This window comes from Streptomyces sp. NPDC005576, from assembly GCF_042871745.1.
Lineage (GTDB): Bacteria > Actinomycetota > Actinomycetes > Streptomycetales > Streptomycetaceae > Streptomyces.
On sequence record NZ_JBIAJC010000009.1, the window covers coordinates 355,654 to 377,537 of the forward strand.

Below are 21,884 nucleotides of genomic sequence, written 5' to 3' on the forward strand. Positions count from 1 at the left end.
CGATCTGCCGGGATTCCGGGGCTCTGTCCCGTTTCGACCACCTTCACCTGGGCCTTTACGGCGCCGACCGACCCGGTTCCGGGGCTCGCGCGGCCTCTCCGGCGGGACGTCCCGCGCTCGATTCCCGGTGTCTCCTCTACGGCTTTTCCTCGTAGATGGGGTACTTGAGCATGCCGCCGGGGCGGGTTACCAAGGTGGAGCAAGCCCGGACAAACGCCCGGGTTTCCCCCGGACAGATCGACCGGGGAGCCCCCCATCTTCGGAGGACTTACTCGTATGTCGAAGCGCGTTACGACCCCCACCCGCCCGTCCACCTCTCGTGTCCGCGGCGCCGTTCTGTCCGCCGGTCTGGGAGTGTCGATGGTCCTGGGTGCTGGCGCGGCGTTCGCCTCCGGCACCACGGGCACCGTCGCCCTCACCAGTGCCACCACCGCAGACGCCGTCGCCAAGCAGGCGTCCGCCCAGAGCAAGGCCGCCACCGACGCGAAGAAGTCCGCCGCGGAGAAGGCGGACCACGCCAAGAAGGTCGCGGCCGCCAAGCGCGCCGCCGCCAAGAAGAACGCCAGCTCGTGGGAGGTCCCCGTGGCCCACTACACGCTGAGCGCCACCTACGGCACCGGCGGCGACCGCTGGGCCCACAAGCACTCCGGCCAGGACTTCGCGGTGCCGATCGGCACCAAGGTCGAGGCCGCCCACACCGGTACGGTCGTCAAGGCCGGCCCGAACGGTGGCGGCGACGGTCCCGCGTACGGCAACGCCATCGTGATCAAGCACGCCAACGGCAAGTTCACGCAGTACGCGCACCTGTCGAAGATCGACGTCCGGATCGGCCAGACCGTGAAGACCGGCCAGGAGATCGGCCTCTCCGGCAACACCGGTAACTCCAGCGGCCCGCACCTGCACTTCGAGGTCCGGACCACGGCCAACTACGGCTCGGCGATCAACCCGGTGAACTACCTGCGGGTCGTCCACGTCTCCGTCTGAACGAGCGGATCCCGCTGACCGAGCGGATCCAGTAGATCCAGCGGGACCGGGCCGAGTGTTCGGGCCCGTCCATCCGAAAGCCCCAGGACTCTTTGGCGAATTCCTGGGGCTTTCGCCGCGCCCGGCACCGACGGCCTACTCGTCGGACCGGACCGGACCGGGTCAGGTCAGCGGCAGCCGGTAGAGGCCGTTCGACAGGGGTTCCACCAGTCCGTCGGCGACCAGGCCGTCCAAGGCCCGGGCGCGCTGCACCGGCTCGTCCCACACCGCGTCCAGGGCTGCCTGGGAGACCGGGGCGACGGAGTCGCGCAGTACCGCGAGGAGCCGCCCGCGCACCTGCCGGTCCGTTCCGGCGTACGTCTGGCCCCGGCGGGCCGGGCCCTGGTGTGCGGGCTTCCCGGCGAGCAGCCAGGCGCACCGTGAGGCGATCGGGCAGCGCGAGCAGTCCTCGTTCTTCGCGGTGCACACCAGCGCGCCGAGCTCCATCGTCGCCGCCGCCCAGGCCGCCGCCCGGTCGTCCTCCTCGGGGAGCAGCGCGCGGGCGAGCTTGCGCTCGGCGGCGGTGGTCGCGTTCGGCGGGTACTGGATGCCGGTGGCCGCCCGCGCGAACACCCGGCGGACGTTCGTGTCGAGCACCGCGTGCCGCTGCCCGTACGCGAACGAGGCGACGGCCGCCGCCGTGTACTCACCGATCCCGGGCAGCGCCAGCAGCTGGGCGTGCTCACGGGGCACGTCCCCGCCGTGGCGTTCCGTTATGGCCTGGGCCGCGCCGTGCAGGCGCAGCGCGCGGCGGGGGTAGCCGAGCCGGCCCCAGGCGCGGACCGCCTCGCCCGGCGCCTCGGCCGCCAGGTCGGCCGGGCGTGGCCAACGGGCCAGCCACTGCTCGTACACCGGGAGGACCCGGTTCACCGGGGTCTGCTGGAGCATGAACTCGCTCACCATCACGCCCCAGGCGCCGGCCTCGGGACGGCGCCAGGGCAGATCGCGGGCGTGCTGCTCGAACCACCCGATGACGGGGGTGTGGAGGAGGGAAGCGGGGGACGTGTGTGTCGAAGTCGTGGCAGTCATCGCACCTACGATCCTGACACGGAAGGCCCGGCGACGGTCACGGGCACGGGGGTGTCGCCCCCGGCGAGAGCCTCTGGACGAACAACGCCACCCGTTCTGTCCCCTCTGTCCCGGTCTCCCTGTGCTTGTCCGGCCCGCGCGTCGTGAAACCGGCGCTCAACAGGCCCTTCCGGAATGATGATCCGCAAAAGTTGACCATCGGAGCGGCGGGTGGGGCGGGAGTTGGGCACGATCTCTCGTACAGTTTGCGACGTGGGATCTCTGCGCAAACCGGTCGGCCCGCTTCCCTCCAGCATCTACTGGCGACGGAGGGTGGTAGCGGCGATTCTGGTTGCGCTGCTCGCAGCGCTGCTCGCCTGGGTGTTCCTGCCCGGCACGAGCAGGAAGAGCCCGCCCGACGCCAAGCCCGGCAGCTCCGAACCGGCGCGTTCGATCACGCCCGGCCCCTCCGACTCCGGGCCGGCGATCAGTCAACAACCCGGCGGCCGCCACGAGTCGGGTGGCACCGGCGAGAGCGCCGGCGGGACCTCCGACGGTGCGGACGGCTCCGCCGACGGCTCGAACGGCGACGGCGACGACGACGGGATCACGAGCCCGTCTCCCGGCGCGGAGGCATCCTCGGACGCGGCCTCCGGCGGCACCGCCTCGTCCGGCGGCACCGCGGGGATCCAGGTCCCCGCGAGCTCCGCGCTCCCCGACTGCCGCCCCGCCGCCGTGCAGTTGAGCCTGCGGACCAAGGTGACGTACGGCCCCGAGGAAACCCCGAAGTTCGAGCTGATCGCGAAGAACACGTCCACCGGCGACTGCAAGGCCGACCTCGGCCCGAAGGCCGTGGTGCTCACGGTCACCGACGCCAGCGGTGACGACGACGACCAGGTCTGGTCCTCGAAGGACTGCCCGACCGCGTCCGGCAGCCTCTTCTTCAAGGTTCCGGCGGGGCAGACGGTGATCCGCACGATCGACTGGAACCGCACCCGGAGCGCCCCGAGCTGCGCGACCCCGCCGACCGGCAAGGCCGCCCCGGGGACGTACCTCCTGGAGGCCGAGGCCCCGGGCGAGCCGATCCAGCGCGCGTCTTTCGTCCTCGCCAAGGACTGAAGCCCGCAGAGACCGAGCCCCGCAGAGACCGAACCCCGCGGGGATCGGAACCCCGGTGGGCCGGAACCCCGGTGGGCCGGAGCCCGCCGGGGGCTGTTCCCCGATCCCCCGCGGGCCGGTCGTACGGGCCCGCCCCGGGGTCAGACGTACCGCTCCAGGATCGACGACTCGGCGAGCCGGGAGAGGCCCTCGCGGACGCTGCGCGCCCGCGCCTCGCCGACGCCGTCCACGGTCTGGAGGTCGTCCACGCTCGCCGCGAGCAGCTTCTGCAGTCCGCCGAAGTGCTCCACCAGCCGCTCCATGATCGCGCCGGGCAGCCTCGGCACCTTCGCCAGCAGCCGGAAGCCGCGCGGCGAGACGGCCGAGTCCAGCGTCTCGGGCGATCCGCTGTACCCCAGCGACCGTGCCACCGCGGCGAGTTCGAGCAGCTCGGAGTGGCTCAGCGCGTCGAGTTCGGTCAGCGCCTCCGCGACGGTCCGTGAGCGCTTCGCCGTCGGCTCCGGGACGTAGTCGCGTACGACGAGCTCCCGCTCCGGCTCCACGCCCGCGATCAGCTCGTCCAGCTGGAGCGCCAACAGGCGTCCGTCGGTGCCGAGCTCGACCACGTACTCCGCGATCTCCGTCGCGATCCGCCGCACCATCTCCAGCCGCTGCGCGACGGCCGTCACGTCCCGGACCGTCACCAGGTCCTCGATCTCCAGCGCGGAGAGCGTGCCGGCGACCTCGTCGAGGCGCAGTTTGTACCGCTCCAGCGTGGCGAGGGCCTGGTTGGCGCGGGAGAGGATCGCGGAGGACTCCTCCAGCACCCGCCGCTCGCCGTCGACGTACAGCGCGATCAGGCGCATCGACTGGGAGACGGAGACGACCGGGAAACCGCACGACTTGGAGACGCGGTCGGCCGTGCGGTGACGGGTTCCGGTCTCCTCGGTGGGGATCGCGGCGTCCGGGACGAGCTGGACGCCCGCCCGCAGGATCTTGGTGATGTCCTTGTCGAGGATGAGCGCGCCGTCGAGCTTGCACAGCTCGCGCAGACGGGTCGCGGCGAACTCGACGTTCATCACGAAACCGCCGGTGCACATCGACTCGACCGTCTTGTCCATGCCGAGGACGATCAGCCCTCCGGTGTTCCCCCGCAGGATGCGCTCCAGCCCGTCACGCAGGGCTGTTCCGGGCGCGACCGCGCTCAGCGAAGCGCGCATCAGCGCTTCGTTACCGGTGCCTTGGCCGGACTTTCCGGGCGATGATGCCCGGTCGTTGGCTGCCACTGCACTCCTCCGGTCACAGGTTTGCGGTGCCCTTGCGGCGCTCGTGCCGCGCGTACGAGCGGGCGAGACCAGGGCAAAGTCTACCGGCGCGCGCCGTCCTCCTGTGGTGCCTCCGAACGAGACCGGCGCGGCAGCACCCTGAGAGCATCGCCCATGTCGGCGACTTCTGTGACCTTCATACCGGCTGGGACCTTTCCCGGATCGCGCGGGACCAGCGCGTGTGTGAAGCCGAGGCGGTGCGCCTCGGCCAGCCGGCGCTGCACACCGGTGACCCGTCTCACCTCCCCGGCGAGACCCACCTCACCGATGGCGACCAGGTTCTTCGGGAGGGGGGTGTCGCTCGCCGCGCTCGCCAGCGCGAGCGCGATGGCCAGGTCGGCGGCGGGCTCGGTGAGCTTCACCCCGCCGACCGTCGCGCTGTAGATGTCCCGCTTGCCCAGCGCGCTGATCCGGCCCCGCTGCTCCAGCACCGCCAGCATCATCGAGACCCGCGAGGTCTCCAGACCCGAGGTGGTACGGCGGGGCGACGGGATCTGCGAGTCGACCGTGAGCGCCTGCACCTCGGCGACCAGGGGCCGCTTCCCCTCCAGGGTGACGGTCAGACAGGTGCCGGGCACCGGCTCGTCGCGCCGTGTCAGGAAGAGGCCGGACGGATCGGCGAGACCGGTGATCCCCTCGTCGTGCAGCTCGAAGCAGCCGACCTCGTCGGTCGCGCCGTAACGGTTCTTGACGCCCCGGACCAGCCGCAGCCGGGCGTGCCGGTCACCCTCGAAGGAGAGCACCACGTCGACGAGGTGCTCCAGCAGCCGGGGCCCGGCGATGGCGCCGTCCTTGGTGACGTGGCCCACCAGCAGCGTCGCCATCCCGCGGTCCTTGGAGGCGCGGATGAGCGCCCCGGCGACCTCGCGGACCTGCGCCATACCGCCCGGCGCGCCGTCGATCTCCGGGGACGCGACCGTCTGCACGGAGTCCAGCACCAGCAGGGACGGCTTGACCGCGTCGAGGTGGCCGAGGACGGCCGAGAGGTCGGTCTCGGCCGCGAGGTAGAGGTGGTCGTTGATCGCCTTGATCCGGTCGGCGCGCATCCGGACCTGGCTCGCGGACTCCTCCGCCGTGACGTAGAGGGTGCGGTGCTCCTCGTTCGCGGCCTTCGCGGCGACGTCGAGCAGCAGGGTCGACTTGCCGACGCCCGGCTCCCCGGCCAGCAGCACCACGGCGCCCGGTACGAGCCCGCCGCCCAGGACCCGGTCCAGCTCACTGACACCGGTCGAGCGGGCGGTCGCCTGACGGCTGTCCACCTGGCCGATGGGCACGGCGGCGGTGGAGACCCGGCCGGCCGCGGTGGTGCGCACGGCGGGCGCGCCGCCGAACTCCTCGACGGTGCCCCAGGCCTGGCATTCCGGGCAGCGGCCGAGCCACTTGGCGGTCGTCCAGCCGCACTCCGTGCAGCGGTAGGACGGACGGTCCTTCGTGGACTTCGTACGGGCAACCATGGCGTCACCGTATAGCCCGCCTACGACAATGGGGTTTCCGGAGGGCCGCGGGAGATCGCGGCCCCATCGTGGGAGGGGACCGCATGACCAGCAGCACCACACCGTTCGACGAGGCCGAGCGCCTGAAGTGGGCGGGCCTGGCCGACGCCTACGCCGCGTCCTTCGCCCGGCTCTGCGCCCGCACCGTGCCCGATCTGCTGGACGCGGCGGGCGTGCGCGAGGGCACCCGTGTCCTGGACGTGGGTACCGGCACCGGGGCGGTGGCCGTGGCGGCGTGCGCGAGGGGCGCGGTGGTCACCGCCGTCGACGCGGAACCGGACATGGTGAAGAGCGCCACGCGGGCCGCCCCGGCGGCGGACGTGCGTGTCGCACTCCTGCCCGAGCTGCCCTTCGCGGACGGCGAGTTCGACGCGGTCGCCGCGAACTTCGTCCTCAACCACGTCGGGCGCCCCCGGAGGGCGCTCGCCGAACTGCGCCGGGTGACCCGCCCCGGCGGCCGGATAGCGGTCACCATCTGGGGAGCCGACGCGGGGACCGGCCAGCGGCTGCTCGGCCGGGCGGTCGCCGCGGCCGGAGCGCTCCGGCCGCCGGAGGTGCCCCCGCTCGCCCCGGAGGAAGCGTTCGAGCAGACCCCGGACGGGCTCGCCGCGCTGCTGGCGGGGGCCGGTCTCGCGGACGTCTCCGGCACCGCCCTCGCCTGGGACCACCGGGCGACCGTCGAGGAGTGGTGGAGCGGTGCCGCGTCCGGGGTGGCGACGATCGGCCGCATCGTGACCGCACAGACGCCCGCCACGGTGGCGGAGATCAAGCGCCACTACGAGACGCTCAGCGCGGAGTTCGTCCTCCCCGGCGGCGAGGACGAGAAGCTGCTGGTGCTGCCGCACCGCGCTCTGCTGGCGTCCGGCCGCGTGCTGTAGGCGGCGGGGCCGTACGCCACGGGGGCCGTACCGCCACCGGGGCAGGCGGGTGGGCGGACTCGCCGGGTGGGAGCCGCCGGGAGGGCGCCCCCGTCCCGGCGGGGCGGCGGGAGCCCGGGGGCGTACGGGAGCGCAACAGCCGCGTATGGCGGCGCGCGGTCTCCGGGAGCGCTGGAGGCGCACAACGGCGCAGGTGCCGGAATGGGGGGTTCCCGTCTCGTTTCGAGCGATACGTTCACCCATAGGGATTAAATGTCCGTAAGGGGCACCGAGGGCACACCCCCCTCTGCTTACGGTCGCAAGGTGACGAGCAGCAGGCTGGAGCCCCCCACGCCCACCACCGGCGCACACCGATCGCCCCGTCGCGCCCCCCACCTCCCGGCGCAGCGGCCGCCCGCCCGTTACGAGCCGTACCTCGACGGCCTCTTCACCTACTGCCTCTCCGTGCTCTGCGACCACGAGGCCGCGACGGAGGCGCTGGGAGCCGTCCTCGCGGTCGCGGAACGCCAGGGCGGCCGGTGCCCCACGGGCCAGGAGGAACGTAAATCCTGGCTGTACGCGCTGGCCAGGTGGATGTGCCTGCGGGTGCTCACCGAGCAGAGGCGCGGCCGGCAGGCCCACCGCAGGATGCCCAGGTATTCCGGCCGAGGAGCGAGCGGGGAGCGCGGAGCCGCGCTCGCGGAGGCCCTCGCCCCGGCACCCCCGGCGCACGCGCCCGCCGGAGCTCCCGCCACGGGCACCGGCCCGGCCCCGGTTCCCGGCCCCGCCACAGCCCCTGCCGACGCCCCCGCCACGGGCTGTGACGGGCCCGTCCGTCCGGCCGGTCGAGGCGCGGAGGGGGCGCCGGCTCGCGCGCCGGACGCCGGCCGTGCTCCCCGCGTCACCCCTGAGGAGGCGACCGTTCCGCCCTCCGAGGAGAGCCCCGCGTCCGAGGCCCGCCGCCGCGAACTCGCCCAGCTGGCCTGGCCGGAAGCGGCCGGCACCACGCCCGAGCAACGGGAGGCGCTCGAACTCTCCGTCCGGCACGGACTCACCCCCCGCGCCGTCGCCTCCGTACTCGGACTCGACCCGGCCACCGCGCGCGAACTCCTCGCGGCGGCCGCCTGCGAGCTCGAGCGGACCCGGGCCGCACTCGCCGTCGCCGAGGACGGCACCTGCTCCGCCGCCCGCAGCCTCACCGGCAATCGGCAGTCGCTGCTCTCCGCCCCGCTGCGCCGCGAACTCGTCCGCCACGTCGACGACTGCCCGCGCTGCCGGCGCGCCGCCGAACGCGCCGGTGCCACCGGCCCCTGGCCCGGTGTGGCCGTCGCCCCCGCCGCGGGACTGCCCGTGGTGGAGGCGCCCCGCCCGTCGGTACGGGTGGCGATGGCGCACGCCCAGCGGTCCCGTGCAGGTTCCCCGCGCTTCGACCGGACCGGCTACCCGCTCGACCCGAAGGACCACGCCGCCCGCCGCGACCGGCTGCGCGCCCGGGTCATGACGACGACGGTGGTCGCGACGGTCGTGGCGGCGCCGGTCATCGCACTGTGGGCGGCGGCGTACCGGCCGTCGCCGCCGGGCGGCGGCGGCCACGAGGGCGCGTCGGCCGCCGCGACCGAGATGGACGCGACCGGCGACTCGGCCGGCACCTCCTGGGGCCGCCAGGACGGATACGACGGCCCGGGCGGGTACGACCGTTCCGGCGGAGACGGCCGGTACGACGGGGGCGGCGACGGAAGCACGGGCGGTGGTGGCGGGCACGCCGAGGACGTCCGCACCGGCGTCCGGGGCGGCCCGCCGGACGGGTTCCCCGCCCCGGACGTGGTCGCCGAGGTGATCAGTACGGCGGGCGGCACCCGCCGGGCCGGAGCGCTGGTCGTCACCGCGCGGGCCTCCGGCGGAGTCACGTTGCTCAGGCTGACGGCCTCCGGAGGCGGCCCCGTCGTCTGGGGGGCCCGTACCGACGCACGCTGGCTGCGGCTCAGCCGTTCCTCGGGCACGCTCCCGGCGGGGGGCAGCGTCACCCTGCACGTCCTGGTGGACCGGTCGCGGGAACCGCGCCACCCCTGGCGGGCCCGGGTCGTCCTGGCGCCCGGCTCCCAGCACGTACGGATCGAGGGGCGCGGCCGGACCACCGCGTTCACCGGCTTCCCGGCCGGCGGGCCGCTGCGACCCATGACGCCCGCCGCCCCGCCGGGTCCCCGGGAGCCGGCCGCACCCGCGGCGCCCGCAGCTCCGGCCGCGCCCGCGGCTCCCACACCCGTCCTCGCGGCCCCGTCCGGGGCGGCCCCCGAACCTGCGGACTCCACCGGACCGCCGCCGAGCGCCTCGCCGGACCCGATCGGCGCGACCAGCGGCCCATCACCCACGGCGGGCCCGGCCGAACCCTCTCCGCCCCACGAACCGGCCCCGCCCGACCAGCCACCGGCCCCGTCAGCGCCGCGCACCGGCCCCGGCGAACCGGCCCCGGCGGGCTGAGACAGCCGGGCCCGGAAGGCCGAGGGCACCCGGCGGGCTCAGGCCGGCGTCACCGGGTCCGACCGACCAACAGGGCTCAGGCCGGCGTCACCGGGTCCGCCGGGTGCGGGGCCATCGGCAGCAGCGAGGCGAGCCGCTGCTCGCAGAGCCCCACCAGCCGCTCGTACGCCTCCTTGCCCATCAGCTCCGTGAGTTCGGGGCGGTACGTCACGTAGACCGGGTCGCCCGCGCCGTGCGCGGAGGTGGCGGAGGTGCACCACCAGTGCAGGTCGTGACCGCCCGGGCCCCAGCCCCGGCGGTCGTACTCGCCGATGGAGATCTGCAGCACCCGTGTGTCGTCGGGCCGGTCGATCCAGTCGTACGTGCGCCGGACCGGGAGCTGCCAGCAGACGTCGGGCTTCGTCTCCAGCGGTTCCTTGCCCTCCTTCAGAGCCAGGATGTGCAGCGAACAGCCCATGCCACCGGCGAAGCCGGGACGGTTCTGGAAGATGCAGGAGCCCTTCCAGCGGCGCGTCTGGCGCTCACCGTCGTCGTCGATTCCGACCCACCCCGTGGACGTGCCGACGTCGTGGAACTGCCACATGTCCGGGGTCAGCCGCTCGACGTGGCCGGCGACCCGCTTCTCGTCGTCCTCGTCGGAGAAGTGCGCGCCGAGCGTGCAGCAGCCGTCGTCCGCGCGGCCCGCCTGGATGCCCTGGCAACCGCTGCCGAAGATGCACGTCCACCGCGAGGTCAGCCACGTCAGGTCGCAGCGGAACACCTGCTCGTCGTCGGCGGGGTCCGGGAACTCCACCCACGCGCGGGGGAAATCGATGCCCTTCTCGTCGGACCGGTCGGGCCCGTTCTCTTCCGTCCGCTGGATCTCCCGCTTCGCTTGAGGCTTCTTCGTTGCTTTGCCCGGCTTCGTCTTGTTCGTCTTTGACACGCGCCAAGAGTAAGTCCCTTTCGGCGTAGCGTTCCGGCTATGAGACTCGGAGTCCTCGACGTGGGGTCGAACACGGTTCACCTGCTGGTGATGGATGCCCATCCCGGCGCCCGTCCGCTGCCCGCACACTCGCACAAGGCGGAACTCCGCCTCGCCCAGCTCCTCGACCCGCACGGGGCGATCGGGCCCGAGGGCGTCGACCGGCTGGTCGCCACGGTGGCCGAAGCGGTCCAGTCGGCCGAGGACAAGGGGTGCGAGGAAGTCCTGGCGTTCGCCACCTCGGCGGTCCGGGACGCCACCAACGCCGACGACGTACTGGGCCGGGTGCGCGCCGAGACCGGCGTCGACCTCGCGGTCCTCAGCGGCGAGGAGGAGGCGCGGCTGACCTTCCTGGCCGCCCGCCGCTGGTACGGCTGGTCGGCCGGGAAGCTGCTGCTGCTCGACATCGGCGGCGGCTCGCTGGAGATCGCCCTCGGACTGGACGAGGAGCCCGCGGCGGCCGTGTCGCTGCCGCTCGGTGCCGGCCGCCTCACCGCCGGCTGGCTGCTCGGCGACCCCGCCCGCCCGGCAGGCGCGGCGGAGGTGCGGGAGCTGCGCCGGCACGTCCGCGCCAGGATCGCCAGCACGGTCGGGGACTTCAGCCGCCACGGCCGGCCCGACCGCGTGGTCGCCACCTCGAAGACCTTCAAACAGCTGGCCCGGATAGCAGGGGCGGCCCGCTCCACGGAGGGGCTGTACACCCCGCGGACCCTCTCCGCCGCGGCCCTCCAGGAATGGGTCCCCAAACTCGCGATCATGACCACCGAGGAGCGCGGCAACCTCCCCGGCGTCTCGCCCGGCCGGGCCGGCCAGCTGCTCGCCGGGGCGCTCGTCGCCGAGGGCGCGATGGACCTCTTCGGGATCACCGAGCTGGAGATCTGCCCCTGGGCCCTCCGCGAGGGCGTCATCCTGCGCCGCCTCGACCACCTCCCGGCGGAGCGGATCGCGTTGAGCTGAGGGGCGCGGGGCCGGTGCGCGGCCGGGACGGCCTTCGGCGGCCACGGGGACTGCCGTGCGCGGCAGTCCCCGTAACCGCCGGGGCCCTCCATGGCCCTTCTCACTTTCGCCCCCGTCCTCTCGGCGGTGCGCCGTCGGGCCCGTACGCTGTCCAGGTGGCAGATCCAGCGGTGCGCATCCCCGATGCGAAGGTCGCCCTGTCGACGGCCTCGGTCTATCCGGAGTCGACGGCGACGGCCTTCGAGATCGCCGCACGCCTGGGGTACGACGGTGTCGAGGTCATGGTGTGGACCGATCCGGTCAGCCAGGACATCGAGGCGCTGCGGCGCCTCTCCGACTACCACCAGGTCCCGATCCTCGCCGTGCACGCCCCCTGTCTGCTGATCACCCAGCGGGTCTGGTCCACGGACCCCTGGGTCAAGCTCCAGCGGGCCAGGTCCGCGGCCGAGAGGCTCGGCGCCTCCGCCGTCGTGGTCCACCCGCCGTTCCGGTGGCAGCGCCACTACGCCCGCGACTTCGTCGACGGGATCTGGCGCATGGCGAACGAGACCGACGTCCGGTTCGCCGTCGAGAACATGTACCCGTGGCGCTACCGGGACCGCGAGATGCTCGCGTACGCCCCGGACTGGGACGTCACCCACGACGACTACCGGCACTTCACGGTCGACCTCTCGCACACGTCGACGGCGCGTACCGACGGGCTGGCGATGGTGGACCGGATGGGCGACCGGCTCGCCCACGTCCACCTCGCGGACGGCAAGGGCTCCGGCAAGGACGAGCACCTGGTACCCGGCCGGGGCGACCAGCCCTGCGCGGAGCTGCTGGAGCGGCTCGCGCGGAGCGGCTTCGACGGGCACGTGGTCCTGGAGGTCAACACCCGCCGGGCCATGTCGTCCGCCGAACGCGAGGCGGACCTCGCCGAGGCGCTCGCCTTCACCCGTCTCCACCTGGCCTCGGCCAAGCGGACGCCCCGGCCGTGACCTCCCGTTCCACCCCCGGCCGTTCCACCCCAGGCCGTCCCGCTCGGGCCCGCTCCGCCCCGCAGGAGCCCGCCGCCCCGCAGGAGCCCGCCACCCCGCGCCGCAGGGGCCGCCCCTCGCGCGCCGAGAGCCGGGGCGGCCCCGACTCCCGGGCCCGCATCCTGGAGGCGGCCCGCAGCGAGTTCGCCGAGCGCGGCTACGACAAGGCGTCGATGCGCTCCGTCGCGCGCGCGGCCGGTGTCGACGCGGCGCTGGTCCACCACTACTTCGGGACGAAGGACGAGGTGTTCGCGGCCGCCGTGGAGCTCTCCTTCGAACCCGCCCTCGTCGTGCCGCAGATCCTGGGCGGCCCGGTGGAGGGGGTGGGGGAGCGGATGGCGCGCTACTTCATCTCCGTGTGGGAGAACCCGGTCAGCCGGGCGCCGCTGCTGGCGATCGTCCGGTCGGCGCTCACCCACGAGGCGGCGGCCGAGGTGCTGCGCGGCTTCCTGCTGCACAGGCTGCTGGAGCGGATCGCGGCGGAACTGGACGTACCCGATCCGACCTTCCGTGCCGAAGTGGCCGCCGCGCACATGATCGGCATCGCGATCCTGCGGTACGTCGTCCGGGCCGAGCCGCTCGCCTCCGCCGACCCGGAGCGGATCGTCGCCCTGGTGGCGCCCAGCATCCAGCGCTATCTGGCCGAGGACGGGCCGTACGCCCCCCAGGACCCGGACCCCAGGGACGGTGACCACCCCGCACCGCCCGAGGGGCCCGCCGCGCCGATCGTGCCGACCGCTCCGTGAGCAGGGCGTCCCGCTATCCGGACGGGTTGTCCAGATCCTGGAGTCGGGGCGTACGCTCGGAACAGTCTTTTCCGTCGAAGTAGACAGTCTTTCTCTATCTGTCGAAGGAGCGAGCGACGATGCCGCAGCTGAGGTCCCGCACTGTCACCCACGGTCGCAACATGGCGGGCGCGCGCGCTCTTATGCGGGCGTCGGGCGTAGCGAGCGAGGACATCGGCAAGCCGATCATCGCCGTCGCGAACTCCTTCACCGAGTTCGTCCCGGGCCACACCCACCTCGCCCCGGTCGGCCGGATCGTCTCCGAGGCGATCCACGCGGCCGGCGCGGTGCCGCGCGAGTTCAACACGATCGCCGTGGACGACGGCATCGCGATGGGCCACGGCGGGATGCTCTACAGCCTGCCCTCGCGCGACCTGATCGCCGACTCCGTCGAGTACATGGTCGAGGCGCACTGCGCGGACGCGCTGATCTGCATCTCGAACTGCGACAAGATCACGCCCGGCATGCTGATGGCGGCCCTCCGCCTCAACATCCCGACGATCTTCGTCTCCGGCGGTCCCATGGAGTCGGGCCGGGCCACCCTCGTCGACGGGACCGTCCGCACCCTGGACCTCGTCGACGCCATGTCCGACGCCGTCAACGACAAGATCTCCGACGCGGACATGCTCCGTATCGAGGAGAACGCCTGTCCCACCTGCGGTTCCTGTTCCGGCATGTTCACCGCCAACTCCATGAACTGCCTGGCCGAGGCCATCGGTCTCGCGCTCCCCGGGAACGGCTCGACGCTGGCCACCCACACCGCCCGCCGCGCCCTCTACGAGAACGCGGGCCGCACGATCGTCGACATCACCAAGCGCCACTACGAGCAGGACGACGCGACCGTCCTGCCCCGCGCCATCGCGAGCCGTGCCGCGTTCGAGAACGCCATGGCCCTCGACATCGCCATGGGCGGCTCCACCAACACGATCCTGCACCTCCTCGCCGCCGCCCAGGAAGCCGAACTCGACTTCGGCCTGCGGGAGATGGATGAGATCTCGCGCCGCGTCCCCTGCCTCGCCAAGGTCGCGCCGAACGTCGCCAAGAGCCGTACGTACTACATGGAGGACGTCCACCGCGCCGGTGGCATCCCCGCCATCCTCGGCGAGCTGCACCGCGGCGGACTCCTCAACGAGGACGTCCACGCCGTCCACTCCGCGTCCCTCGCCGACTGGCTCAAGAACTGGGACGTGCGCGGCGGTTCGCCCGCACCCGAGTCCGTCGAGCTGTGGCACGCGGCCCCCGGCTGCGTCCGCTCCGCGACCGCCTTCTCGCAGTCCGAGCGCTGGGACACCCTCGACACGGACGCCGCCGAGGGCTGCATCCGCTCCGTCGAGCACGCCTACTCCCAGGACGGCGGCCTCGCCGTCCTCAAGGGCAACCTCGCGGTGGACGGCTGTGTCGTGAAGACCGCCGGCGTCGACGAGTCGATCTGGACCTTCGAGGGCCCGGCCGTCGTCTGCGAGTCGCAGGAGGAGGCCGTCGAGAAGATCCTGCTGAAGCAGATCGCGGAGGGCGACGTGGTCGTCATCCGTTACGAGGGCCCCAAGGGCGGCCCCGGCATGCAGGAGATGCTCTACCCGACCTCGTACCTGAAGGGCCGGGGCCTCGGCAAGGCGTGCGCGCTGGTGACCGACGGCCGCTTCTCCGGCGGCACCTCGGGCCTCTCGATCGGCCACGCCTCCCCCGAGGCGGCCTCCGGTGGCACGATCGCGCTGGTCGAGGACGGCGACCGCATCCGCATCGACATCCCGAACCGCTCCATCGAGCTGCTCGTCCCGGACGCCGAACTGGCGGCCCGCCGCGAGGCGCTGAACGGCGTGTACGCCCCGAAGAACCGTGAGCGCAAGGTCTCGGCCGCGCTCCGCGCGTACGCCGCGATGGCGACCAGCGCCGACCGCGGTGCGGTGCGCGACGTCTCCAAGCTCGGCTGACCGCCCCACCCCCGTCGGTACCCGACCGCCCGGCCACCCCACGAGGGCGGCCGGGCGGTCCGGCGTTCGGGGGTGTCACCAAAGGGGGTGTCACCAGGCGGCCGGGTCGCTCCCGTCCACCGCGAAGACGGAACCGTCCGGCGCCGTGCCGACGACGTGACGGCCGACCGGTACGGGCGGGTGCGGGAAGGAGGCCAGGTCGAGCTTCCCGTCCCGGAGCCGGGGAGCGGTCTGCCCGAGCAGGTTCCCCCGCCGGGTGTCCACCGCCAGCAGTCGCCCGTCCGCCGCCGTGAAGTACAGACGGTTCCCCTCGCCCAGCACCGGGGCCGACATCAGCGCCACCCCCGTCTCCAGCCGCCACCGTTCGGCGCTGCCGCCACCGGCCGGGCCGTCGACGTCCAGGGCCACCAGGGCCCCGCCGGGCGCCAGCAGATAGGCGGTGCCGCCGCCGACCACGATGTCCGGGTCGGCCATCCCGAAGGGCACCGCCGTCCGCGCCACCGTCCGCTCCTCGGGGTCGTACCGCACCAGCGTGTCCACCCGCGACTGCGCGCCCGTCGCCTTCAGCACCAGTGACCCGTCGTCGACGCCGACCGGGGTCAGCGTCCCGTCCAGCCGCCGCTGCCACCGGACGTCGCCCGCCGCCGCGCCGACCGCCGTGACGAGGGTGGCGTTCCCGTCGCCGGTGGCCTCGTAGAGGTAGGAGACCCCGGTCGCCGGATCGCGGAAACCGATGGCCGGCAGCGTGTGCCCGGCGAAGCGGTGGCTCCAGCGCACCGCCCCGGTCCCGGCGTCGATCCCCTCCACCTCGCCCCCCGCGCCGACGATCAGCGGGGTGCCCCCGGCGCTCCACAGCCCGCCGGCGGAGGAGGGGGAGCCCGCCGACCAGAGCTCCTTCCCGTCCTCGGAGCCGTACGCCCGGAGCGTCCCGCCCGGATCGTCCACCAGGACCGGGCCGCCGCCGGTGGCCAGTGCCCGGGCCCCGCCCGACGAGTCCCGGTGCGACCAGAGGACGTGCCCGTTCGCGGGATCGACGCGGGCGACGCCCCAGCCGGACGCGGAGCAGTAGAGCGCGGCACCCGACGCCCCACCGCCGGCCGCACCGGAGTCACCGGCGGCGAAGCAGTACGGGACCGCGCCGGTGGCCCCCGTCAGAGCGGTCCGCCACGGGACGAAGGCGCCCGCCGCGTCCGGCGCGGCGCCGCCCTCCTCCGCCGCCCGTACCGGCGGCGTGCGCGCGCCGACCCCGGCGTACACCGCGCCCCCCGCGACGAGGGTCAGCAGCGCCGCCGCACCCGCCGCCCACCAGACGCGGCGGGACCGCCCGGACGAAGGCGCACGGCCCGGCCCGGCGGCCGGTGCGTCCCGCACGTGGGTCGACTCGGCGGCACCGGAGGCGGCAGGACTCGGGACGGCAGGGGACGCCTCCTGGCGGGGGGCCGGTGCGGACTCCCCGGCGGTCCCGTCGCCACTGCGGCCGGCGTCGCCGCTACGGTCACTGCCGTCACCGGACTCCCACGGGTCGCCGCCACCCCGGGGGGTCTGCCGCCCGGGGGCCCGGCTCTCCGGCGCCGGCCGCCGCTGGGCGGGCACGAAGGCCGCCGCATCGTAGGAGGGCGGCAGCAGCGCCGCCATGATCTCGTCCGGAGTCGGCCGCAATGCGGGCTCCTTCGCCAGGCACTGCCCGACGAGCCTCACCAGGTCCTCCGGCACCCCGGTCAGATCCGCCTCGTCGTGCACCACCTGGTACGCCACCAGATACGGGCTGTCCGAGTCGAACGGCCCCCGCCCGGTCGCCGCGTGGACCAGCACCGCGCCCAGCGCGAACACGTCGGCGGCGGGGCCGACCTCACGCGGGCGCTGGAACTGCTCGGGCGCCATGTAGGGCGGCGAGCCGATCACCTTCCCGGTCTCCGTGCGCAACTCGCTGTCGTACGGACGGGAGATCCCGAAGTCGATGACCTTCGGCCCGGTGTCCGGCAGCAGCACGTTGCTCGGCTTCAGGTCGCGGTGGATGACCCCCGCCCGGTGGATGTCCCGCAGCGCCTCGGCCAGCCCGGCGGTGAGCCGCCGCAGCTGCGCCGGGTTCATCGGTCCGTTCCGCTTCACCTGCGCGGAGAGCGTCGGGCCGGGCACGTAGAGCGTCGCCATCCAGGGCAGCGGGGCCGCCGGATCGGCGTCGACGACCGGGGCGGTGAACGCACCGCTGACCCGCCGCGCGGCCGCGACCTCCTGCCGGAAACGTGCCCGGAACTCGGGGTCCGCCGCGTACTGCCGGTGCACGATCTTGATCGCCAGCGGGAGCCCCGAAGCGGACGTGGCGAGGTGGACGACGCCCATGCCGCCCTCGCCGAGGCGTGCCTGAAGACGGTACCGGCCGGCGTACTCGGGACGTTCCGTTTCCGGATCCGGCCCGACTCCCCGCAGCGGCGCCATCACCCACCCCCGTGTGTTCGACCGCAAGCGCGACGCACGGAGCCTATTCGATGCTTCGTCCTTGCCGCGCAAGGCTTGTTAGCCTGCGCGTCACCTGTACCGATCCGACCCGGGGGAGGGCCGTATGGCCGTCGAAGAGAACACCGCCGAAGCGACCGCACCATCGAAGGCGGCCGGAGCCGCGGGCACCGTGGACCCGCTCCGGGCCCCGGCCGCGGCAGAGGCGGCGACGACCTCGGCCGCCGAACCGGCCGGCCTCGCGGCGACGCTCACCTACGAAGCCCCCCGCTACCCGATCGCGCCGGGCTACCGGGTCTACGTCCGCACCGGACCGGGCACCAACTACGCCCCCATCCGGCTGCTGCCGTACGGGACGATGGTGGCGGTCTACTGCCAGAAGGAGGGCGAGCGGGTCAGCGGCCCGTACGGCTCCTCGAACCTCTGGGACTGCATCTCGGCAGGTGAGTACGTCTCCGACGCGTACGTGCACACCGGCAGCGACGGCTGGATCGCCGGCCGCTGCGCCTGAGAGTCCGGCGGGCGGCGCACCTCCTGGGCGACACCGGCCCGGCCCGGCGGGCGGGATGCCCAACCGGCCGGGCCGCGCGCGGAATAATCGACGGCGTGAGCGAGAACAGCCGAACCACCGGACCCCTGCCCACCGGACCGCTGCCCGCACCCCCGGCCCCCCGGGGCGGCACCGCCCCCGGCCCGCAGCCGGAGCCGCTCCGCTTCTTCGGTACGACCTGGGTCGAGCACGACGGCGGGTACGCGCTGCGGCGCGCCGGCGTCGCGGCCGGATCGCTGGCCGCCGCCGTCGCCTCCTGCGTCGCCCTGCGCTTCGCCTTCAGCGGTCTGGCCGTCGCCGAGATCGGCAGCTTCCTGAACATCCTCGTCGTGCTGATGTTCGCCGTCTGCAGCGCTGTCGCGTTCCGCAAGACCTGGGAGGGCTTCCGGAGCCGCCCGGCGGACCCGGCCCGCGAGGACAGCCTGCGCGGCCTCAAGACGATCGGCTTCGTCGGCTCCCTGCTGGCCTACTTCGTCCGCTCGCTCCGGGAAGCGCCCGGCGAGACGCTGCTGCGCACCGAGTACGAGACCGCCCTCGCCCGCTACACCCGGCGCCGTACGACCCGTACCGGGAACCCGGGCGCCCGCAAGGCCCGCAAGGCCCGCAAGGGCAGGTAGCGCGCGGCGCCGCCCGGCCGCCCGGTGCCTCGTCCGGGCAGGCCGGCCCCGACGCGTCCCCTCGGGGGCCACCACCACCTGCGTCCCCGCACCGCCCCACCCGGCCCGGAGTCCCGGAAATCCCCCGCGACTCCGGGCTTTCGCATGCCTTGACGCGGAGGGCGCCCCGGAGCATATTCATCACATGATGAATAATCGGCGCACCGCCGGCCCGGACCCCGCGCCACCACCTCCCGGAGCTCCGACCGCCGCGGCCGTCCGTGCCGGGGAACTCACCGTCGTACGCGGCGACCGCACGGTGCTGCGCGACCTCGGCTTCACCGTCGAACCCGGCAGGATCACCGGACTCCTCGGCCCCTCCGGCTGCGGCAAGAGCACCCTCATGCGCGCGATCGTCGGCACCCAGGCCCAGGTCACCGGAGCACTCGACGTCCTCGGCACCCCCGCGGGGCACCCCGGCCTCCGCTCGCGCGTCGGGTACGTCACCCAAGCGCCCTCCGTCTACAACGACCTCACGGTCCGTCAGAACCTGGACTACTTCGCGGCCGTCCTCCTCCCGGGCCGCGCCCACCGCACCACCCGCCGCGACGCCGTCACCCGCGTCATCGACGACGTGGACCTCGCCGGCCACGCCGACGCCCTGGCCGGCCGCCTCTCCGGCGGACAGCGCAGCCGCGTCTCCCTCGCCGTCGCCCTGCTCGGCGAGCCCCAACTCCTCGTCCTGGACGAACCGACCGTCGGACTCGACCCCGTTCTCCGCCGCGATCTGTGGAACCTCTTCCACGCCCTCGCCGCCGACCGGGGCACCACGATCCTGGTCTCCTCCCACGTCATGGACGAGGCCGAACGCTGCCACCGGCTCCTCCTGATGCGCGAGGGCGCCATCCTCGCCACGGGAACCCCGGAGGAACTGCGCACCCGCACCGGGAGCACCACCGTGGAGGAAGCCTTCCTCCGCCTCGTCGACGAAGCGTCCGCCCAGCCCGAGGAGAGCCCGCGATGAGCAGCCCCGCCGCCCCGGCCCCCGCCGTACCGGACCGGACCACGGGCGCCGGGTCCGGTCCGGCCCGCCCCCTCACCCCGGCCCGCACCCTCGCCACCGCCGGCCGCGTCCTGCGCCAGCTCCGCCACGACCCCCGCACGATCGCGCTGCTGCTGGTGATCCCGGTCGTGATGATCGTCCTGCTCCGGTACGTCTTCGACGGCAGCCCGCAGACCTTCGACTCCATCGGCGCCTCGCTGCTCGGGATCTTCCCCCTCATCACGATGTTCCTGGTGACCTCGATCGCCACCCTGCGCGAACGCACCTCCGGCACCCTGGAGCGCCTCCTCGCCCTGCCGCTCGGCAAGGGCGACCTGATCGCCGGTTACGCCCTCGCCTTCGGCCTGATCGCCGTCGTCCAGACCCTGCTGGCCACTGCCGTCTCCGTCTGGTTCCTCGGCCTCGACGTCGTCGGCTCGCCCTGGCTGCTGATGCTGGTGGCGCTGCTCGACGCCCTGCTCGGTACGGCGCTGGGACTCTTCGTCTCGGCCTTCGCCGCGTCCGAGTTCCAGGCCGTCCAGTTCATGCCGGCGGTGATCTTCCCGCAGCTCCTGCTCTGCGGCCTCTTCACCCCGCGCGACCAGATGCAGCCGGTCCTGGAGGCGATCTCGAACGTCCTCCCCATGTCGTACGCCGTCGACGGCATGAACCAGGTGCTCCACCACCCCGACATCACCGGGGACTTCGTGCGGGACGTGGCCGTCGTCGCGGGCTGCGCCCTCCTGGTGCTCGGGCTGGGAGCGGCCACCCTCCGCCGCCGTACCGCCTGACGGCGGCCCGGTGCGAGGATGACCGCGACGAGCACGGAACGGATCCCGGAGCACACCGCGCGCCGGGAACCGTGAGCACAGCCCGGAGGGTGAACCGCATGACCCAGACAGTCGCAGTCCTCGGTACCGGCAAGATCGGCGAGGCGCTCCTCAGCGGGATGATCCGGGCCGGCTGGCGCCCGGCGAACCTGCTGGTCACCAGCCGCCGCGCCGAGCGCGCCGAGGAACTGCGGAACCGGTACGGAGTCGAGTCCGTCGGCAACGCGGACGCCGCCAAGCGCGCGGACATCCTCATCCTCGCGGTGAAGCCCCAGGACATGGGCACCCTGCTGGACGAGCTCGCCCCGCACCTCTCCGCGGACCGCCTCGTCATCAGCGCCGCGGCCGGTATCACCACGGCGTTCATCGAGGACCGGCTGCCGTCCGGCACCGCCGTGGTCCGGGTCATGCCGAACACCCCGGTGCTGGTGGACGAGGGGATGTCCGTCCTCTCCGCCGGCAGCCACGCGACCGGGGAGCACCTCGCCACCACCGAGGAGATCTTCGGCGGGGTCGGCAAGACGCTGCGGGTGCCCGAGTCCCAGCAGGACGCGGCCACCGCCCTCTCCGGCTCCGGACCGGCGTACTTCTACTTCCTGGTCGAGGCCATGACGGACGCCGGCATCCTGCTCGGCCTCCCGCGCGCCCAGGCCCACGACCTGATCGTGCAGGCGGCCATCGGCGCCGCGGTGATGCTCCGCGACAGCGGCGAGCATCCGGTGAAGCTCCGCGAGGCGGTGACCAGCCCGGCCGGCACCACCATCAGCGCCATCCGCGAGCTGGAGAACCACGGGGTGCGCGCCGCCCTGATCGCCGCTCTCGAAGCGGCCCGCGACCGCAGCCGCGAACTCGCCTCCGGCCAGGGCTGACCCCGTACGGCGTAGGCCGGGCCCCACCGCGCCGGACGGCGTGGGCGGCAGCGCGGTGACCGTGCTGTGCGGGGGCCCGGCGCAGGGGCCCGGGGCTACGTCCTTGGGCAGTCCCCAGCGCCCCGCGGCCCGGGGTTGACACGCCGTCCTCCGATCAGTAATGTTCTCCGAGCTGTCCGACGTGAGCGCCGACCCCGGTCGGTCCCCGGAAAGCCATTCCGCACCATCACTCAACGAGGTCCGACTTACGGTCGTGCGCCTTTTCGCGTGCTTGTGTGAAATGAGGATTGCCCGCTCGTGAAAGCAGCCCCGATTAGCGTCGGAGCCCGGCAATCCGCTAACGTCTCACTCGTCGGAAGGGCCGCAACGGCCCGGACGACAGGCCCGCTGACTGGGAATCAGGCCCGAAAGGATCTGATAGAGTCGGACTCGCCGGAAAGGGAAACGCGAAAGCGAAGAACTGGAAAGCAAAAACTGCTTGACCCGCTTCGACCGGGAATCGGACACGAGAGTGTCTGATAGAGTCGGAAACGCAAGAACGAAGGGAAGCGCCCGGAGGGCCCCGGTGAGACGGGACCGAAGGAAGCGTCCGTTCCTTGAGAACT

Annotated in this window: 18 protein-coding genes; 13 read left to right on the plus strand and 5 right to left on the minus strand. The window is 73.6% G+C overall.

All coding sequences use genetic code 11. The annotated features are described in order from the left end of the window. Positions 1 to 276: 276 nt before the first annotated feature. Positions 277 to 984, plus strand: a complete 708-nt coding sequence (locus tag ACFYPN_RS18715) for a M23 family metallopeptidase (RefSeq protein WP_389299397.1) — start codon at positions 277 to 279, stop codon at positions 982 to 984. Positions 985 to 1,146: 162 nt separating this feature from the next. Here ACFYPN_RS18715 and ACFYPN_RS18720 read toward each other — a convergent pair whose 3' ends face one another. Then, positions 1,147 to 2,052, minus strand: a complete 906-nt coding sequence (locus tag ACFYPN_RS18720; protein WP_358765336.1) for an A/G-specific adenine glycosylase — start codon at positions 2,050 to 2,052, stop codon at positions 1,147 to 1,149. A 252-nt stretch (positions 2,053 to 2,304) separates the two neighbouring features. Between ACFYPN_RS18720 and ACFYPN_RS18725 the strand changes: the two genes are divergently transcribed. Continuing rightward, a complete protein-coding gene (locus ACFYPN_RS18725) occupies positions 2,305 to 3,150 on the plus strand; it encodes a hypothetical protein (RefSeq protein ID WP_358765338.1) in 846 nt (281 codons plus the stop codon). Between the two features lie 140 nt (positions 3,151 to 3,290). On the opposite strand, the gene disA is transcribed toward ACFYPN_RS18725, so the two are convergent. Together disA and radA are read right to left on the minus strand one after the other, a co-directional pair. Beyond that, positions 3,291 to 4,415: a DNA integrity scanning diadenylate cyclase DisA gene (gene disA / locus ACFYPN_RS18730; protein ID WP_358765340.1), complete on the minus strand. Its 1,125-nt coding sequence runs from the start codon at positions 4,413 to 4,415 to the stop codon at positions 3,291 to 3,293. Positions 4,416 to 4,495: 80 nt separating this feature from the next. Further along, positions 4,496 to 5,908, minus strand: a complete 1,413-nt coding sequence (radA, locus tag ACFYPN_RS18735) for a DNA repair protein RadA (protein ID WP_358765342.1) — start codon at positions 5,906 to 5,908, stop codon at positions 4,496 to 4,498. 83 nt (positions 5,909 to 5,991) lie between these two features. On the opposite strand from radA, the gene ACFYPN_RS18740 reads away from it, so the two are divergent. Together ACFYPN_RS18740 and ACFYPN_RS18745 are read left to right on the plus strand one after the other, a co-directional pair. Beyond that, entirely contained in the window at positions 5,992 to 6,825 is an 834-nt protein-coding gene (locus tag ACFYPN_RS18740; protein ID WP_389299402.1) for a class I SAM-dependent methyltransferase, read from the plus strand. A 252-nt stretch (positions 6,826 to 7,077) separates the two neighbouring features. Beyond that, on the plus strand, positions 7,078 to 9,282 hold the full coding sequence (locus ACFYPN_RS18745; RefSeq protein WP_389299405.1) for a hypothetical protein: 2,205 nt from the start codon (positions 7,078 to 7,080) through the stop codon (positions 9,280 to 9,282). Positions 9,283 to 9,358: 76 nt separating this feature from the next. On the opposite strand, the gene ACFYPN_RS18750 is transcribed toward ACFYPN_RS18745, so the two are convergent. Beyond that, the gene (locus ACFYPN_RS18750; protein WP_358765347.1) at positions 9,359 to 10,207 is read right to left on the minus strand and encodes a hypothetical protein; all 849 of its coding nucleotides are present in this window, start codon (positions 10,205 to 10,207) and stop codon (positions 9,359 to 9,361) included. Between the two features lie 39 nt (positions 10,208 to 10,246). Between ACFYPN_RS18750 and ACFYPN_RS18755 the strand changes: the two genes are divergently transcribed. The 4 genes from ACFYPN_RS18755 to ilvD all read left to right on the plus strand — a co-directional run bounded on the left by ACFYPN_RS18755 (position 10,247) and on the right by ilvD (position 14,938). After that, positions 10,247 to 11,203 (plus strand): Ppx/GppA family phosphatase, encoded by a 957-nt coding sequence (locus ACFYPN_RS18755; RefSeq protein ID WP_389299408.1) that lies wholly within the window; start codon positions 10,247 to 10,249, stop codon positions 11,201 to 11,203. A gap of 155 nt (positions 11,204 to 11,358) precedes the next feature. Further along, positions 11,359 to 12,183 carry a sugar phosphate isomerase/epimerase gene (locus ACFYPN_RS18760; RefSeq protein WP_358765351.1) on the plus strand — a complete coding sequence of 275 codons (825 nt, stop codon included), beginning with the start codon at positions 11,359 to 11,361 and terminating at the stop codon, positions 12,181 to 12,183. Then, positions 12,180 to 12,968, plus strand: coding sequence for a TetR family transcriptional regulator (locus tag ACFYPN_RS18765; protein ID WP_389299411.1), 789 nt, complete (start codon positions 12,180 to 12,182; stop codon positions 12,966 to 12,968). The genes ACFYPN_RS18760 and ACFYPN_RS18765 overlap by 4 nt, the downstream gene beginning before the upstream one ends. Before the next feature lie 119 nt (positions 12,969 to 13,087). Next, positions 13,088 to 14,938, plus strand: a complete 1,851-nt coding sequence (ilvD, locus tag ACFYPN_RS18770) for a dihydroxy-acid dehydratase (protein WP_358765355.1) — start codon at positions 13,088 to 13,090, stop codon at positions 14,936 to 14,938. 90 nt (positions 14,939 to 15,028) lie between these two features. Here ilvD and ACFYPN_RS18775 read toward each other — a convergent pair whose 3' ends face one another. Further along, on the minus strand, positions 15,029 to 17,374 hold the full coding sequence (locus ACFYPN_RS18775) for a PQQ-binding-like beta-propeller repeat protein (RefSeq protein WP_389299460.1): 2,346 nt from the start codon (positions 17,372 to 17,374) through the stop codon (positions 15,029 to 15,031). Positions 17,375 to 17,498: 124 nt separating this feature from the next. On the opposite strand from ACFYPN_RS18775, the gene ACFYPN_RS18780 reads away from it, so the two are divergent. From ACFYPN_RS18780 to proC, 5 genes are all read left to right on the plus strand, one after another. Next, entirely contained in the window at positions 17,499 to 17,903 is a 405-nt protein-coding gene (locus tag ACFYPN_RS18780; protein WP_358765357.1) for an SH3 domain-containing protein, read from the plus strand. A 95-nt stretch (positions 17,904 to 17,998) separates the two neighbouring features. Continuing rightward, a complete protein-coding gene (locus ACFYPN_RS18785) occupies positions 17,999 to 18,559 on the plus strand; it encodes a hypothetical protein (protein ID WP_389299414.1) in 561 nt (186 codons plus the stop codon). 184 nt (positions 18,560 to 18,743) lie between these two features. After that, positions 18,744 to 19,562, plus strand: coding sequence for an ABC transporter ATP-binding protein (locus ACFYPN_RS18790; RefSeq protein WP_389299417.1), 819 nt, complete (start codon positions 18,744 to 18,746; stop codon positions 19,560 to 19,562). Beyond that, on the plus strand, positions 19,559 to 20,371 hold the full coding sequence (locus tag ACFYPN_RS18795; RefSeq protein ID WP_358765359.1) for an ABC transporter permease: 813 nt from the start codon (positions 19,559 to 19,561) through the stop codon (positions 20,369 to 20,371). Before ACFYPN_RS18790 ends, ACFYPN_RS18795 begins: the two co-directional genes overlap by 4 nt. Positions 20,372 to 20,469: 98 nt before the next feature. Beyond that, positions 20,470 to 21,279 (plus strand): pyrroline-5-carboxylate reductase, encoded by an 810-nt coding sequence (gene proC, locus ACFYPN_RS18800; RefSeq protein WP_358765361.1) that lies wholly within the window; start codon positions 20,470 to 20,472, stop codon positions 21,277 to 21,279. Positions 21,280 to 21,884: the final 605 nt, after the last annotated feature.